Here is a 14,061-nt window from a genome sequence, read left to right on the forward strand (position 1 = left end):
GCGAAACCTGGGTTGTGGCGGTCCCTGGACGCAAAAAGCGGGTGCCGTCAGAACCGTAAAGGTCTGGCGACACCCGCTCTCGGAGGCGAGAATCAGATGTTGAAGCCCAGGGCCCGCATCATCTCACGCCCATCGTCCGTGATCCGCGCCGGCGTCCACGGCGGCATCCACACCCAGTTGATGCGGAAGGCCGCAACGAGGCCGTCGAGGGACTCGGCGATGTCGTTCTCGATCACGTCGGTGAGGGGGCAGCCCGCGCTCGTGAGCGTCATCGAAATGACGAGCGCATCGTTCTCTTCGTCGTACGCGAGATCGTAGATGAGGCCGAGGTCGACGATGTTCACGCCGAGCTCGGGGTCGGAGACGTTCTTCAACGCCTCGACCGCCTGCTCCCGGAAGTCAGGATCGATCGATACGGGTGCGGCAGCGACGGCGGTCGCCTCCGCTCCCGTCTCGGTGGTGGTCTCTTCACTCATGTGAGTAGCCTACGCCCTTTGACCTAGGCGTCAACGAGGAAGCGGTCGTAGCCCTCCGCCTCGAGACGATCGGCGAGCTCGGGGCCACCCTGCTCGGCGACGCGGCCGTTCACGAACACGTGCACGAAGTCGGGCTTGATGTAGCGGAGGATACGCGTGTAGTGCGTGATGAGCATGACGCCGAGGCCGGTTGCATCCTTCGCGCGATTGACGCCCTCAGACACGATCTTCAGCGCGTCAACGTCAAGGCCCGAGTCGGTCTCGTCGAGCACCGCGAACTTCGGCTTCAGGAGCTCAAGCTGCAGGATCTCGTTGCGCTTCTTCTCGCCACCCGAGAAGCCCTCGTTGACGTTACGCGATGCGAAGGACTCGTCCATGCGGAGGTTCTTCATTGCGTCGCGGACCTCGCCCATCCAGCTGCGGATAGCGGGCGCCTCGCCGTCGATCGCGGTCTTCGCGGTGCGGAGGAAGTTCGCGTTCGTCACGCCGGGGATCTCGACGGGGTACTGCATCGCGAGGAACAGGCCTGCCTGTGCGCGCTCGTCGACCTCCATCTCGGTGACCTCGACGCCGTCAAGCAGGATCGAGCCGCTCGTGACCTCGTAGCGCGGGTGGCCAGCGATGGCGTACGCGAGGGTCGACTTGCCCGAGCCGTTGGGGCCCATGATTGCGTGGGTCTCGCCCTGCTTGAGGGTGAGGTTCACGCCCTTGAGGATTTCCTTGGCGCCCTGGTCAGTCTCAACGCTGACGTGCAGGTCCTTGATCTCGAGAACGGAGCTCATAGTTCAATCTCTTTCGTAACAGTGGGGTCAATAAAGATGTCGCCGTCTTCGATCTCGACGACGTAAACGGGTACCGGCTCGTACGCCGGAAGGTTCAGTGGCTTGCCGGTGCACAGCGAGAACGCGGAGCCGTGGGCCCAGCACTCAAGCGTGTCGCCGTCAACGAAGCCCTCGGAGAGGCTGATCTCTCCGTGGGTGCAGGTGTCGCCAATGGCGTGCACGTTGCCTTCGCCGTCGAGCACGACCGCCATCGGAACCCCGTCAAGGACGACCCTGGTGGCCTGATCCTGGACGAGGTCCGAGAGCGCAATCGCTTTCTGTCGTGCCATTACGCAAGCACGCTCTGCTCGAGCTCGGACTCGATCGCCGCCTGGAGGCGCTCCTCGATCTGCTCGTTGCCGATGCGCTGAATGACGTCGATGAGGAACCCGCGAACGACGAGCTTACGAGCCTCGTCCTCGGAGATGCCGCGGCTCTGGAGGTAGAAGATGTGCTCTTCGTCGAACCGGCCGGTGGTCGACGCGTGGCCGGCACCCTCGATGTCGCCGGTCTCGATTTCGAGGTTCGGGATCGAGTCCGCTCGCGTGCCCTCGGTGAGGGTGAGGTTGCGGTTCTCCTCGTAGCTGTCGGTGCCGGTGGCGACGCGACGAATGAGCACGTCACCGATCCACACCGCGCGCGCGCCCTCGCCCTGCAGCGCGCCCTTGTAAGCGACGCGGCTGCGGGTGTGGGGAGCGTTGTGGTCGATGTAGACCTGATGCTCGAGGTGCTGGCCAGCGTCGGCGAAGTACGCGCCGTAGGCCTCGCCGTTCGCGCCCTGGCCGTCGAGGTGGATCGACGGGTTGACCCGGACGATCTTCCCGCCGAGCGAGACCACGATGTGCTGGAGGTTGCCGTCACGGCCGACGGTCGCGTTGTGCGTTGCGACGTGGATCGCGTCGTCGTTCCACTCGTGGATCGAGACAACCTTGAGGGTCGCGCCGTCGCCGACGACGATCTCGACGGTCTCCGTGAGGTTCGCGTCGCCCGAGTTCTCGAGGATCACGACGGTGTCGGACTGCGGGGCAGCCTCGATGATCGTGTGCGCGGCGGCGGGCTCGCTCGTGAGCGCGGTGCGCTTCACGGTGACGGTCTGGCGCTCCTGGCTGGTGAGCAGGATCCGCTGCGCGGTGCCAACCTGGCCCCACGCGTTCGCGGCGGCCTGATCCTCTGGGAGGCCCGCGCGGCCGACGAGCTCCGAATCCATCGCGATGGTCGACACCTCGACGCCCTCGGCGTCAGAGATCTCGAGCGCGGAGTTCGAGTTCGCAAGCTCGCCGCCCGTAAGCGCCGTAATCTCAGCGACGGGGGTGAACTTCCAGTTGACCTCGCGGCCGGTGATTGCGGGGAAATCCGCGAGGTCGACGGACTTCAGGCGGTCCGAGCGGGTCTGCACCGGCGCGCGGTTGTCCCAGTCACCATCGCTGTGTGCCTTCGCACCGTGCTGTTCAGTTTGCAGCGTAGTCATCGTTAACCGACGGATCCTTCCATGCTCATCTCGATGAGTTTGTTCAGTTCGAGCGCGTACTCCATCGGGAGCTCGCGAGCGATGGGCTCAATGAAGCCGCGGACGATCATCGCCATCGACTCCTCTTCTGAGAGGCCGCGGCTCATGAGGTAGAACAGCTGCTCTTCGCTCACTCGTGTGACGGTCGCCTCGTGCGCGAGGGTCGCGTCATCGGTGCGGATGTCGATTGCCGGGTAGGTGTCAGAGCGCGAGATCGTGTCGACGAGCAGCGCGTCACAGACCACGGAGTTCGCGGCGTGATGCGCGTTCGCCTCGATGCGGACCTCACCACGGTAACCCGAGCGGCCGCCGCCGCGTGCGATCGACTTTGCGAGGATCGACGACTTGGTGTGCGGTGCGAGGTGAATCATCTTCGCGCCCGTGTCCTGGTGCTGGCCGGGGCCCGCGAACGCGACGGAGAGCGTCTCGCCCTTGGCGTGCTCGCCGGTGAGGAAGATCGATGGGTACTTCATGGTGTACTTCGAACCGATGTTGCCATCGACCCACTCCATGGTTGCGCCCTCTTCGGCGATTGCGCGCTTCGTGACGAGGTTGTACACGTTGCTCGACCAGTTCTGGATCGTCGTGTAGCGAACGCGGGCGTTCTTCTTCACGATGATCTCGACGACTGCCGAGTGCAGCGAGTCCGACTTGTAGATCGGGGCGGTGCAGCCCTCGATGTAGTGGACGTAGCTGTCCTCGTCGGCGATGATGAGCGTGCGCTCGAACTGGCCCATGTTCTCCGTGTTGATACGGAAGTAGGCCTGGAGCGGAATCTCGACGTGAACGCCCTTCGGGACATACACGAACGAACCGCCCGACCAGACGGCCGTGTTCAGCGCGGCGAACTTATTGTCGCCCGAGGGAATGACGGTGCCGAAGTACTCCTTGAAGATCTCAGGGTGCTCCTTGAGCGCGGTGTCGGTGTCGAGGAAGAGGACGCCCTGCTCCTCCAGATCCTCGCGGATCTGGTGGTAGACGACCTCCGACTCGTACTGAGCCGCGACGCCCGCGACGAGGCGCTGGCGCTCGGCCTCGGGGATGCCGAGGCGCTCGTAGGTTTCCTTGATTTCGTCGGGCAGCTCTTCCCAGGTCGTAGCCTGCTTCTCGGTCGAGCGGACGAAGTATTTGATGTTGTCGAAGTCGATCTCAGTGAGGTCTGCACCCCAGGTGGGCATCGGCTTGCGATCGAAGATTTGCAGTGCCTTCAGGCGGCGTTCAAGCATCCACTCGGGCTCATTCTTCAGCGCCGAGATGTTGCGAACCACCTCTTCACTCAGTCCACGCTGTGCCGTTTCGCCGGCTTCGTCGCTGTCGTGCCAGCCGAACTCGTATTGGCCGAGGCCTTCGAGCTCGGGGCGGTCGATCAGTACCTCAGGCATGATCTCTCCCTCTCTCTTTTCGCGCAACCAAGAACCAGTTCCCCAGGTGCTCTCGGATGGTTCTCTGCGATGGTGCAGTAGTCTGGGCGTCGGACAAACTTGACGCGCTGACGAATCGTCAGACGTTTTGATTAGCCGCACTAAACCACAGCTTCTGAGTCTACAGCCTTTCGCATAAAAACGGGCGAGACTGGCGAGTTTCACTGGGAGCTTAAAAGTTAAGGAGACCCCGTGTCAGGCGCAACAGGCGTGACCGCTACCCGTCCCGCTCGAACCCAGCTGCCACGCTTCCTGCCCTTCGCCGCATGGGCGTCGTTCGTGCTTAACGCCCTCATCATCGCGACGGGCGGTGCGGTTCGTTTGACTGGCTCGGGGCTGGGCTGCACCGAGTGGCCCCTGTGTACCCCGGGGTCGCTGATTCCGACGGAGGAGCTGTCGTACCACGCGCTCATCGAGTTCGGGAATCGGACGATCAGCGGGCCGCTACTTCTCGCCGGGCTTGCGGTTGTCATCCTCACGTGGCGCATCCGCGCAGAGCGCAAGGATCTCTTCGTGCTCTCCTGGATCGTGCTCAGCCTGGTACTCGTGCAGGCCGTTGTTGGCGGCGTGATCGTCTGGGAGGAGCTTGCGGCGGTACTCGTCGGCTTCCACTACACGGTCTCACTCATCATCGTGTGCATCGCGGCTGCGTACCTCACCCGCATGTACGAGGCGGGCGGCGCGCGCGAACGCGCCGTGCCGAAGGGCTTCGCGATCCTTACTCACGTGACCACGCTCGCGATGGCCGTCGTCATCGTCCTCGGTGTTATCACCACTGCGAACGGCCCCCACTCGGGTGACGAGAACGTCGTACGTGACGGTTTCGACGCGACGCTCCTCAGCCATCTGCACGCGTGGCCCGGCTACATCGCGTTCGCGCTCGTCCTTGCGCTCGTCGCGTGGGCCTACTCGAAGAAGCTCCGGCCACTCCCCTGGACCATTGCCCTGATCTCGATGCTCGTCGTCCAGATCTTGGTCGGTGTGTACCAGGCGCGCAACGGCCTTCCCCCGGTCTTCGTCGGCATTCACATGGTGCTCGCAGCGCTCACTGCCGCCACGATGACTGTCACGGTGCTGCGCCTCAAGCGCCCGGTCGCCGAGGGAGCACTCGCCGAATAGGCGCGTTCGCCCAGCTCAACGCTGGGCCGCGGGCGGGGCCCGCCGGGTAAAACGGGAGCCGCGCTAGAAGGGCAGCAGCGGGTCAACCGCGATCAAGATCGAGAGTACCGACAGGTACGCGATCGAACCGTGGAAGACACGCATCGGCTTGCCCTCCTGCCCGCGGATTGCGCTCGAGTACAGGCTGTGGGCCTCGACGATGAAGTAGCCGCCAACGATGAGCGCGCCGATCGAGTAGACCCAGCCCATGTCGGCGGCCGGGATGAGTAGCAAGCTCGACACCACTGTCGCCCACGCGTACAGGATGACCTGGAGCCCGACCGTGGTGCGGCCCCGAACGACGCCGAGCATCGGCACCCCCGCCGCCGCGTAGTCGTCGCGGTAGCGCATCGAGAGCGGCCAGTAGTGCGCTGGGGTCCAGAGGAAGATGATGAGGAAGAAGATCCATGCGGGCCAGTCGAGCGAACCCGTGACCGCAGCCCAGCCGATAAGCACGGGGAAACACCCGGCGATCCCGCCCCAGATGATGTTCTGTTCGCTGTGGCGCTTGAGCACGAGCGTGTAGATCACGACGTAGAAGAAGATCGCGGCGACCGACAGCGCTGCGGCGACCCAGTTCGTCGTGAGGTACAGCCAGGCGACCGAAAGCACTCCCAGCACCCACGCAAAGGTGAGCGCGCCGCGGTCCGAGATCTCGCCGGTGACGAGCGGCCTGCCCGCGGTTCGCTGCATCTTGCGATCCATGTCGCGGTCGATATAGCAGTTAAACGCGCCGGCTGAGCCGGCGCTCATCGCGCCGCCGATGAGTGTCGCGAGCACGAGCCACAAGTTCGGTAGCCCCCGCTCGGCGAGAATCATCGCCGGAACGGTGACGACGAGCAGCAGCTCCATCACCCGCGGCTTCGTCAGCGAGACGTACGCCTTCACGGTTCGGGAAAACGAGCGCCTCTGGACCGCGTCCGAAGCCTGGGCCGACTGAGAAATCTTCGTAGACATCGCGGCCATAGTACCCGGGCTATCGGTAGGATTGGTGGGAGTGCGTCAGAGGCGCACGGAATGCGCCAAGGGGCGCGCAAAACGTTTGCGGGAAAGGCAGGCCATTGGCTAACGGACTTGAGTGGACAGAGCTCGACGATCGCGCGGTAGACACCGCGCGGGTGCTCGCGGCAGACGCCGTTGAGAAGGTTGGGAACGGCCACCCGGGCACGGCAATCAGCCTGGCCCCCGTCGCGTACCTGCTGCACCAGAAGGTCATGCGGCACGACCCGAGCGACGCGAAGTGGATCGGCCGCGACCGGTTCATCCTCTCCGTGGGTCACTCGTCGCTCACCCAGTACGTACAGCTCTACCTCGGGGGCTACGGCCTCGAGCTCGACGACCTCAAGGCGCTCCGCACCTGGGGCTCGAAGACGCCCGGCCACCCCGAGTACGGCCACACCGACGGCGTCGAGATCACCACCGGCCCCCTCGGCCAGGGCCTGGCGTCGGCCGTCGGCTTCGCCTACGCCGCCCGCTACGAGCGTGGCCTGTTTGACCCCGAGGCCGCGCCCGGCACGAGCCCCTTCGATCACAACATCTACGTCATCGCAGGCGACGGCGACCTCCAGGAGGGTGTCACCGCCGAGGCTTCCTCGCTCGCGGGCCACCAGGAGCTCGGCAACCTCATCGCGATCTACGACTCGAACCAGATCTCGATCGAGGACGACACTGACATCTCGTTCTCCGAGGACGTGGCGATGCGCTACGAGTCCTACGGCTGGCAGGTCATCGAGGTCGACTGGAAGAAGACCGGCAACTACGTCGAGGACGTCGCCGAGCTGAACGACGCAATCGAGGCGGCGAAGGCCGAGACGACGAAGCCGTCGCTCATCATCCTGAAGACCATCATCGGATGGCCCTCCCCCGGCAAGCAGAACACGGGCGGCATCCACGGTGCCAAGCTCGGTGCTGAAGAACTCGCTGGCCTGAAGACCGCGCTCGGGTTTAACCCCGACGAGCACTTTGCCGTCGCCCCCGAGGTTGTCGCGCACTCCCGCAAGGCACTAGAGCGCGGCGCCGCGGGCCGAAAGGTCTGGCAGGAGTCGTTCGACGCTTGGGCCGCGCAGAACCCCGAGCGCAAGGCGCTGTTCGACCGCGTCGAGGCTCAGGAGCTCCCTGAGGGTGCGCTCGAGGCGCTCCCAACGTTTGAGCCCGGCGACAGCGTCGCGACCCGTTCGGCGAGCGGCAAGGTACTCGCGGCCCTTGGCCCGATCATGCCCGAGCTCTGGGGCGGCTCCGCCGACCTCGCCGGCTCGAACAACACCACGATCCCCGGTGTCCCGTCGTTTGTGCCCGCGAGCCACTCGACGAGCACCTGGTCGGGCGACCAGTACGGCCGCGTGCTGCACTTCGGCATTCGCGAGCACGCGATGGGTTCGATCCTCAACGGCATCCAGCTGCACGGCAAGACCCGCAGCTACGGCGGCACCTTCCTCATCTTCAGCGATTACATGCGCCCGGCGGTTCGCCTCGCGGCTCTCATGAACGTGCCGAGCATTTTCGTGTGGACGCACGACTCGATCGCGCTCGGCGAGGACGGCCCGACGCACCAGCCGATCGAGCAGCTCGCGACGCTGCGCGCGATCCCGAATCTTACGATGGTGCGCCCCGCAGACGCGAACGAGGTCTCGGTCGCGTGGCACGAGATCCTCACCCGCCACGAGGGCCCGACGGGCATCGCGCTCACCCGCCAGAACGTGCCGGTGCTCCCCCGCGGCGGTGAGTTCGCCTCGCACGAGGAAGCGGCCGACGGTGTGCGTCGCGGCGCGTACGTACTTGCAGACAGCGCGACGGGATCGCTCGATGTGATCCTCATCGCCACCGGCTCCGAGGTGCAGCTCGCCGTTGAGGCGCGCGAGCTCCTCGCCGCCGATGGCATTGGCGCGCGCGTCGTGTCCGCGCCTTCGCTCGAGTGGTTCGCCGAGCAGACCGACGAGTACCGCGAGAGCGTGCTGCCCGCCGCCGTCACCGCCCGCGTGAGCGTCGAGGCCGGCCTCGCGCTCGGCTGGGAGCGCTACGTCGGCGATCGCGGCCGCTCGGTCTCGATCGAGCACTTCGGCGCATCGGCCGACTACGTCACGCTGTTCGAGAAGTTCGGGATCACAACCGACGCCGTCGTGGCCGCCGCGCGCGAGTCGCTCGCGAACTAGCCCACCAGACCGCTTCGAAGGAGCACCATGAGCAACGAGCGCACCCAGGCACTCAGCAACGTTGGCGTCAGCATCTGGCTTGACGACCTCTCGCGAACCCGGATCGAGAGCGGCCAGCTCGCCGAGCTCGCTGAGACCGTGAACGTCGTCGGTGTGACGACGAACCCGACGATCTTCCAGAACGCCATCGGTTCGGGCGTTGGCTACGCGGATCGCATTGCAGACTGCGCGAAGCGCGGGCTCGACGCGGCCGCGACGATTACCGAGCTGACGACCGCCGATGTCGCGGACGCCTGCGATATTTTCGCGGGCGTGTTTGCGGCGACCGGTGGCCGGGATGGCCGCGTCTCGATCGAGGTCGAGCCCGGCCTCGCCCGCGATGCAGCCGGTACCGTCGCGCAGGCCAAGGAGCTGTGGGCGAAGGTCGACCGCGAGAACGCAATGATCAAGATCCCTGCGACGGTCGAGGGGCTCGAAGCGATCTCCGACGTCATCGCGGCTGGGATTAGCGTGAACGTCACGCTCATCTTCAGCCTCGAGCGCTACCGCCAGGTCATCAACGCCTACCTCGTGGGGCTCGAGCGGGCGCGCGCCGCCGGTATCGACATCTCGAAGATCCATTCGGTCGCCTCGTTCTTCGTGTCGCGCGTCGACACTGAGATTGATGCCCGCCTCGAGGCCGTCGGCACCGCCGAGGCGCGTGACCTCAAGGGCCAGGCCGGTGTCGCGAACGCACGCCTCGCCTACGAGGTCTTCGAGGAGACCTTTGCGAGCGAGCGCGCGAAGATGCTCGTTGGGCTCGGCGCGAACCCGCAGCGGCCGCTCTGGGCGTCGACGGGCGTGAAGGATCCGAACCTGCCCGATACGCTCTACGTCACCGAGCTCGCAGCGCCCAACACGGTCAACACGATGCCCGAGGCAACGCTGAATGCGCTCGCCGATCACGGCGAGGTCCGGGGCGACCGCGTGAGCGGCACCTACGGCGAGGCGAACCAAGTGCTCAACCTCATCGACGCGCAGGGCGTCGACTACGTCGAGGTCACCGAGAAGCTCGAAATTGAGGGGCTGTCGAAGTTCGATGCGTCCTGGGACGATCTCCTGGAGACAGTGGCGGGCGCTCTGAGGTCGGCGGAATGACTATCTCGCTCACGGGCGTGAGCCGGGACGCCGCGTTCGACGGCGCCCTTGGCTCACTCCGTGACGCGAGCTTCGCGTCGCGGCTGTTCTCGAAAGACACCTCGCTCTGGGGCGCTGAGGCGGCCGTCGAGGCCGCGGTACGCCTGGGGTGGACCGACTTCGAGGGCAACGCCTCGGAGGTGTTGGCCGCCACAGAGGACCTGCGACGCGAGCTCCTCGACGACGGCATTGACAGCTTTGTGCTCTGCGGCATGGGCGGCTCGAGCCTCGCGCCCCTCATGATCGCGCCCGCGCTGCGAGTTCTCGATTCGACGCACCCCGACACGGTGCGAGCCGCGCTTGAGGGCGACCTCTCCCGTACCGCAGTGATCGTGAGCTCCAAGTCGGGCGGCACCGTCGAGACGATGAGCCAAATGCGGGCGTTCGAGGCGGCGTTCGTCGGCGCCGGCGTCGACCCGGCAGGTCGCATCATCGTCGTCACCGACCCCGGTTCCGCCCTCGAAGACGCGGCAACGCGTGCAGGCCACCGCGTCTTCAACGCTGACCCCAGCGTCGGCGGGCGGTTTTCAGTCTTCACTGCCTTCGGTATTGTGCCCTCCGTTCTCGCGGGCGCCGACATGCAACAGCTCGTTGCGGACGCCGCGGGCGTGCGCGACGAACTGGCGCTCGACAGCGGCGAGAACCCGGGCCTCGTGCTCGCGGCCGCCCTCGCGGCGCACCTGCCCGAGCGCTTCGTGGCTGAGCTGACGACTGACGGAACCCTGCCAGCCGAGTTTGGACTCTGGATCGAGCAGCTCGTCGCAGAGTCGACCGGCAAGGATGGCAAGGGCGTCTTCCCGATTGCTCTCCCGGCTGGCGCGACCCCGAGTGGCGCCTCGTCTGCGACGCTCGTGCGTCTCGGGGCCGCCGAAGCCCTCGGAAACGATGGACGCTCAAGCGACAGCGACAGCGACAGCGGCATTGGCGTGTTCGCACCCCTCGGGGCGCAACTGCTGCTCTGGCAGGTCGCGACCGCAGCGATGGGCTTCTTGGTCGGGGTCGACCCGTTCAATCAGCCCGATGTCGAGGCCGCGAAGATCGCCACACGCGAGTCGCTTGGCGCACCCGCGCAGACGTCCCCTGCCGCGCCGGCTCCGGCTGAGATCCGCGCCCGACTGCGCGAGCTCGTTTTGCCGGAGGGGTACCTCGCCGTTCAGGCGTACGTCGATTCAGGCGACCCAGAGCTCGCTGGCCTGCTGGTGCGGGCGCGGCAGGAGCTGTCAGCTGAGCTCGGGGTGCCCGTCGCCCTCGGCTATGGCCCGCGGTACCTGCACTCCACCGGGCAATTCCACAAGGGCGGGCCCGCTTGCGGCACGTTCCTGCAGATTATCGGCGTTGACGCGCAGGAGGTCGCAATCCCCGGCGAAGAAGCGGGCTTCGGCGCCCTGCTCGAAGCTCAGGCTCACGGCGACGCGAGCGTGCTCCGGGAGCGCGGCCGTGACGTCGTATCTGTGGAGACGCAGGATCCCGTCGGATTCCTGCGCGGCCTCCTCGCGAGAGGGTAACGCCGCCGCGCGCCCGGGCCTGGCCTGGCCTGCGCCCGGGCCGGGCCGGGCCTGTGCCCGGGCGCGGGAGACCCGCTACGCGATCGCGCGCTCCGCAGCGTAGTGTTGGAACCAGACGAGCGCATCGGGCTGATCGGTCGCGTCGAGCGACCCGATCGCCGCCGGGTCTGCGCCGAGCAGGATCCGCTTGATGGGCACTTCCATCTTCTTTCCGGTGCGCGTGCGGGGTACCGCCGGGGTGAGGATAACCTCGTCGGGGACGTGATGCTTCGACGCGCGAGCGGCGATGACTTCCCGAATTCTGTTCTCGGACTCGTCGGCGCGCCAGCCACTGCCCGGCACAATGAAGATTGGCATCCAGTAGTCGCCGTTCTCGCGGTCGATACCGATGACGAGCGAGTCGAGCACCTCCGGGAGCTCCTCGACTGCAGCGTAGATCTCTGCGCTTCCAAGGCGGATGCCGCGGCGGTTGAGGGTCGCGTCTGATCGGCCGTGCATGATGACGGTGCCACGCGAGGTGAGCGTCGCCCAGTCCCCCTGGCGCCACACCCCGTCAAACGTGGAGAAGTACGCGTCGTGATATCGGCTGCCATCGGCATCGTCCCAGAACCGGAGCGGCATCGAGGGCAGCGGCTGCGTAATCACCATCTCGCCCTCCTCGTCCACGATCGGGTTGCCAGCGTCATCCCAGACCTCGAGGGCGACTCCGAGCGTACGCGCCGAGATCTCACCGTCCCACACCGGTGTGATCGGTGAGCCGCCGACGAACCCGCCGACGATATCAGTGCCGCCGCTCACTGAGTTGATCGGAACTCGGTCGCCAAAGACAGAGCGCACCCACTGGTTCGCCGCGGCGGGCAGCGGCGAACCAGTGCTCGAGATCAGGCGCAGCGACTCGCACGGCGGCACCTCGACACCCGCGGCGGCGCTCGCGAGGATCTGTCCGGGACTCGTTCCAAACACATTGACGCCGTGCCGGTCCACGAGCTGCCAGAGGCGCTCTGCGCCCGGGTAGAGCGGATCGCCCACGTAGAGGATCGCCGTCGCCCCGAAGAGCAGGGTGCTCACCTGGATATTCCACATCATCCAGTTGGGGGTCGTGTACCAGAACAGCGTCTCGCCCTTCCGGAGGTCGGAGTGGAGCCCGAGCGACTTCAGCTGCTCAAGCAGCACTCCCCCGTGTCCGTGCACGATGCCCTTCGGCTTGCCGGTTGTGCCCGAGGTAAACAGCACCCAGAGCGGATGCTCGAAGGGCACCGGGGCGGGGCCGAACTCTGCGGGCCCACCGGCTGCGAGTGCAGCGGACCACTCGATCCCGCCGTCGACGGGGCCGGTGCAGGCGAGGGTCGGCACGACAACGGTCGTTGTGACGGTCGGCAGCAGCTCGCGGAGCGCGGCAACCTCGGGTGTGCGGTCGAAGGTCTTCCCTCGGAACACGTAGCCGGTGCCAGTCACGAGTACCGTCGCGCCAAGTTGCCCGAGCCTGTCGGCTGCCGCGGGCGCGTTGTAGTCGATGCCTGTCTGCGACCAGGTCGCTCCAATGCTCGCGGCCGCGTAGAAAGCAACAACCCCCTCGTAGCAGTTCGGCAGGTAGCCGACGACCCGATCTTCCGGGGCGACGCCGACGCTCGTGAGGTAGGCCGCCATCGAGGCGACGTCTGAGCGAAGCTGGTCGTAAGTGTGGGCGTCGGTGCGGCCGTCTTCGTGCTCGACGACCACGGCCTGCTGGTCGCCCTCACCGAGGCGGAGACGGTCAGCGAAGTTCAGGGTTGCGCCGGCGAACCAGACGGCGTCCCGTACGCCCGTGCCGGTGAGCGCGGCGGTGGGCTGCGCTACGAACCCCGCCCCTAGATGCTCGGCAACCCCGCTCCAGAATTCGCCGGGATGGGCGACTGACCACGCATGGAGTGCGTCATAGTCACCGACCGCCGCCGCGTCGAGTCCGCGGTGCTCGACGAGCCAGCGCGCGAGGTCAGTCACTGCTGCGGCATCGATCGCTTCGGGTGTTGGGGTCCACTGGGGCTGCGTCATTGCTACCTTTTCCACTCTGAGATGTGTGCTGAGTTGTGCTCTCCTCCCCATCCTAGAACAACTGTTCGGGAAGCGGATCCGAGCGCATCGAGCGCAGAAACGGCAGAGGCCCCGACACGATGTCGGGCCTCTGCCGCCTTGACCGAACCGGTCGATGAGTGGTACTTACGCGGTGAGCTTCGCAGTGCCGCGGCGCTGGCGAAGCTTCAGCAGCGCGGCCTCGAGGAGCTCTTCGGCTTCCTCAGGGGTGCGCCGCTCCTTCACGTAGGCGAGGTGCGTCTTGTAGGGCTCGTTCTTCGCGAGCTCAGGCGGGTTCGCCTGGTCCTGGCCTGCGGGGAGGCCCGTCGACGGCGAATCGATCTGCTCGGGAATGTCCTCGTCGGCAACGTCGGCCGCGAAGTAGCGAACCGTCTCGTTTCCGAGCGCGTCCCAGTACGAGACCTTCTTGCGTTCTGCGCGCACGCCGTGATCCATCTCCCCCATGGGGCCGGATCCGACGCGCGCACCGCGAATGGCGTTACTGCCTGCCACGGATGACCTGCTTTCGAAAAATGCTAGATAAGCGTAAAACGATCGACGAGGCCAATGCCCACGATCGAAAAGAACCACACGAGTGAAACGATCACTGTGAGGCGGTTGAGGTTGCGCTCAGCGACGCCAGACGAACCTAGGCTCGACGTCACTCCACCACCGAACATGTCTGACAGCCCGCCGCCGCGCCCCTTGTGGAGCAGAACGAACATGATGAGCAGCAGGCTCGTGATCACGAGAAGCGTGATCAGAGCAATCTTCAGTACGAGCAAAATAGGTGCCTTTC

The 14,061-nt window shown here is 66.0% G+C and carries 13 protein-coding genes; 4 read left to right on the top strand and 9 right to left on the bottom strand.

Annotated elements, in window-relative coordinates; all coding sequences use genetic code 11:
- Positions 1-92: 92 nt before the first annotated feature.
- Genes FB468_RS02195 through sufB form a run of 5 tightly spaced genes read right to left on the bottom strand, consistent with a single transcriptional unit; the run spans position 93 to position 4,186 of the window.
- Positions 93-476 (bottom strand): metal-sulfur cluster assembly factor, encoded by a 384-nt coding sequence (locus FB468_RS02195; RefSeq protein ID WP_246055701.1) that lies wholly within the window; start codon positions 474-476, stop codon positions 93-95.
- Positions 477-499: 23 nt separating this feature from the next.
- On the bottom strand, positions 500-1,258 hold the full coding sequence (gene sufC, locus FB468_RS02200) for a Fe-S cluster assembly ATPase SufC (protein WP_141885900.1): 759 nt from the start codon (positions 1,256-1,258) through the stop codon (positions 500-502).
- Positions 1,255-1,587 (bottom strand): non-heme iron oxygenase ferredoxin subunit, encoded by a 333-nt coding sequence (locus FB468_RS02205; RefSeq protein WP_121071956.1) that lies wholly within the window; start codon positions 1,585-1,587, stop codon positions 1,255-1,257. The genes sufC and FB468_RS02205 overlap by 4 nt, the downstream gene beginning before the upstream one ends.
- Positions 1,587-2,765 (bottom strand): Fe-S cluster assembly protein SufD, encoded by a 1,179-nt coding sequence (gene sufD, locus FB468_RS02210; protein ID WP_141885901.1) that lies wholly within the window; start codon positions 2,763-2,765, stop codon positions 1,587-1,589. The genes FB468_RS02205 and sufD overlap by 1 nt, the downstream gene beginning before the upstream one ends.
- Positions 2,766-2,767: 2 nt before the next feature.
- Complete coding sequence (gene sufB, locus FB468_RS02215) at positions 2,768-4,186, bottom strand: Fe-S cluster assembly protein SufB (protein ID WP_141885902.1); 1,419 nt, start codon at positions 4,184-4,186, stop codon at positions 2,768-2,770.
- Between the two features lie 231 nt (positions 4,187-4,417).
- Here sufB and FB468_RS02220 point away from each other — a divergent pair, with 231 nt between their 5' ends.
- A complete protein-coding gene (locus tag FB468_RS02220; RefSeq protein ID WP_246055703.1) occupies positions 4,418-5,344 on the top strand; it encodes a COX15/CtaA family protein in 927 nt (308 codons plus the stop codon).
- Between the two features lie 63 nt (positions 5,345-5,407).
- Here FB468_RS02220 and FB468_RS02225 read toward each other — a convergent pair whose 3' ends face one another.
- Positions 5,408-6,340, bottom strand: coding sequence for a heme o synthase (locus tag FB468_RS02225; protein WP_141885903.1), 933 nt, complete (start codon positions 6,338-6,340; stop codon positions 5,408-5,410).
- A gap of 104 nt (positions 6,341-6,444) precedes the next feature.
- Between FB468_RS02225 and tkt the strand changes: the two genes are divergently transcribed.
- The 3 genes from tkt to FB468_RS02240 are packed head-to-tail and all read left to right on the top strand — an operon-like array spanning position 6,445 to position 11,213.
- Positions 6,445-8,532, top strand: a complete 2,088-nt coding sequence (tkt, locus tag FB468_RS02230) for a transketolase (protein ID WP_141885904.1) — start codon at positions 6,445-6,447, stop codon at positions 8,530-8,532.
- A gap of 27 nt (positions 8,533-8,559) precedes the next feature.
- Positions 8,560-9,669 carry a transaldolase gene (tal, locus tag FB468_RS02235; RefSeq protein ID WP_141885905.1) on the top strand — a complete coding sequence of 370 codons (1,110 nt, stop codon included), beginning with the start codon at positions 8,560-8,562 and terminating at the stop codon, positions 9,667-9,669.
- Entirely contained in the window at positions 9,666-11,213 is a 1,548-nt protein-coding gene (locus tag FB468_RS02240) for a glucose-6-phosphate isomerase (RefSeq protein WP_141885906.1), read from the top strand. The genes tal and FB468_RS02240 overlap by 4 nt, the downstream gene beginning before the upstream one ends.
- A gap of 75 nt (positions 11,214-11,288) precedes the next feature.
- Here the strand turns inward: FB468_RS02240 and FB468_RS02245 are convergent, their stop codons facing one another.
- From FB468_RS02245 to secG, 3 genes are all read right to left on the bottom strand, one after another.
- Positions 11,289-13,244, bottom strand: coding sequence for an acetoacetate--CoA ligase (locus FB468_RS02245; protein WP_170219604.1), 1,956 nt, complete (start codon positions 13,242-13,244; stop codon positions 11,289-11,291).
- Between the two features lie 165 nt (positions 13,245-13,409).
- Positions 13,410-13,775: an RNA polymerase-binding protein RbpA gene (locus FB468_RS02250; RefSeq protein ID WP_141885908.1), complete on the bottom strand. Its 366-nt coding sequence runs from the start codon at positions 13,773-13,775 to the stop codon at positions 13,410-13,412.
- Positions 13,776-13,798: 23 nt separating this feature from the next.
- On the bottom strand, positions 13,799-14,047 hold the full coding sequence (secG, locus tag FB468_RS02255) for a preprotein translocase subunit SecG (RefSeq protein WP_141885909.1): 249 nt from the start codon (positions 14,045-14,047) through the stop codon (positions 13,799-13,801).
- Positions 14,048-14,061 lie beyond the last annotated feature (14 nt).

This window comes from Leucobacter komagatae, from assembly GCF_006716085.1.
Lineage (GTDB): Bacteria > Actinomycetota > Actinomycetes > Actinomycetales > Microbacteriaceae > Leucobacter > Leucobacter komagatae.

Coding starts and splice junctions, on each gene's coding strand:
- FB468_RS02245 (WP_170219604.1), bottom strand. CDS start 13,244: ATGACGCAGCCCCAGTGGACCCCAACACCCGAAGCGATCGATGCCGCA.
- FB468_RS02240 (WP_141885906.1), top strand. CDS start 9,666: ATGACTATCTCGCTCACGGGCGTGAGCCGGGACGCCGCGTTCGACGGC.
- sufB (WP_141885902.1), bottom strand. CDS start 4,186: ATGCCTGAGGTACTGATCGACCGCCCCGAGCTCGAAGGCCTCGGCCAA.
- FB468_RS02205 (WP_121071956.1), bottom strand. CDS start 1,587: ATGGCACGACAGAAAGCGATTGCGCTCTCGGACCTCGTCCAGGATCAG.
- FB468_RS02195 (WP_246055701.1), bottom strand. CDS start 476: ATGAGTGAAGAGACCACCACCGAGACGGGAGCGGAGGCGACCGCCGTC.
- tal (WP_141885905.1), top strand. CDS start 8,560: ATGAGCAACGAGCGCACCCAGGCACTCAGCAACGTTGGCGTCAGCATC.
- sufC (WP_141885900.1), bottom strand. CDS start 1,258: ATGAGCTCCGTTCTCGAGATCAAGGACCTGCACGTCAGCGTTGAGACT.
- FB468_RS02225 (WP_141885903.1), bottom strand. CDS start 6,340: ATGTCTACGAAGATTTCTCAGTCGGCCCAGGCTTCGGACGCGGTCCAG.
- sufD (WP_141885901.1), bottom strand. CDS start 2,765: ATGACTACGCTGCAAACTGAACAGCACGGTGCGAAGGCACACAGCGAT.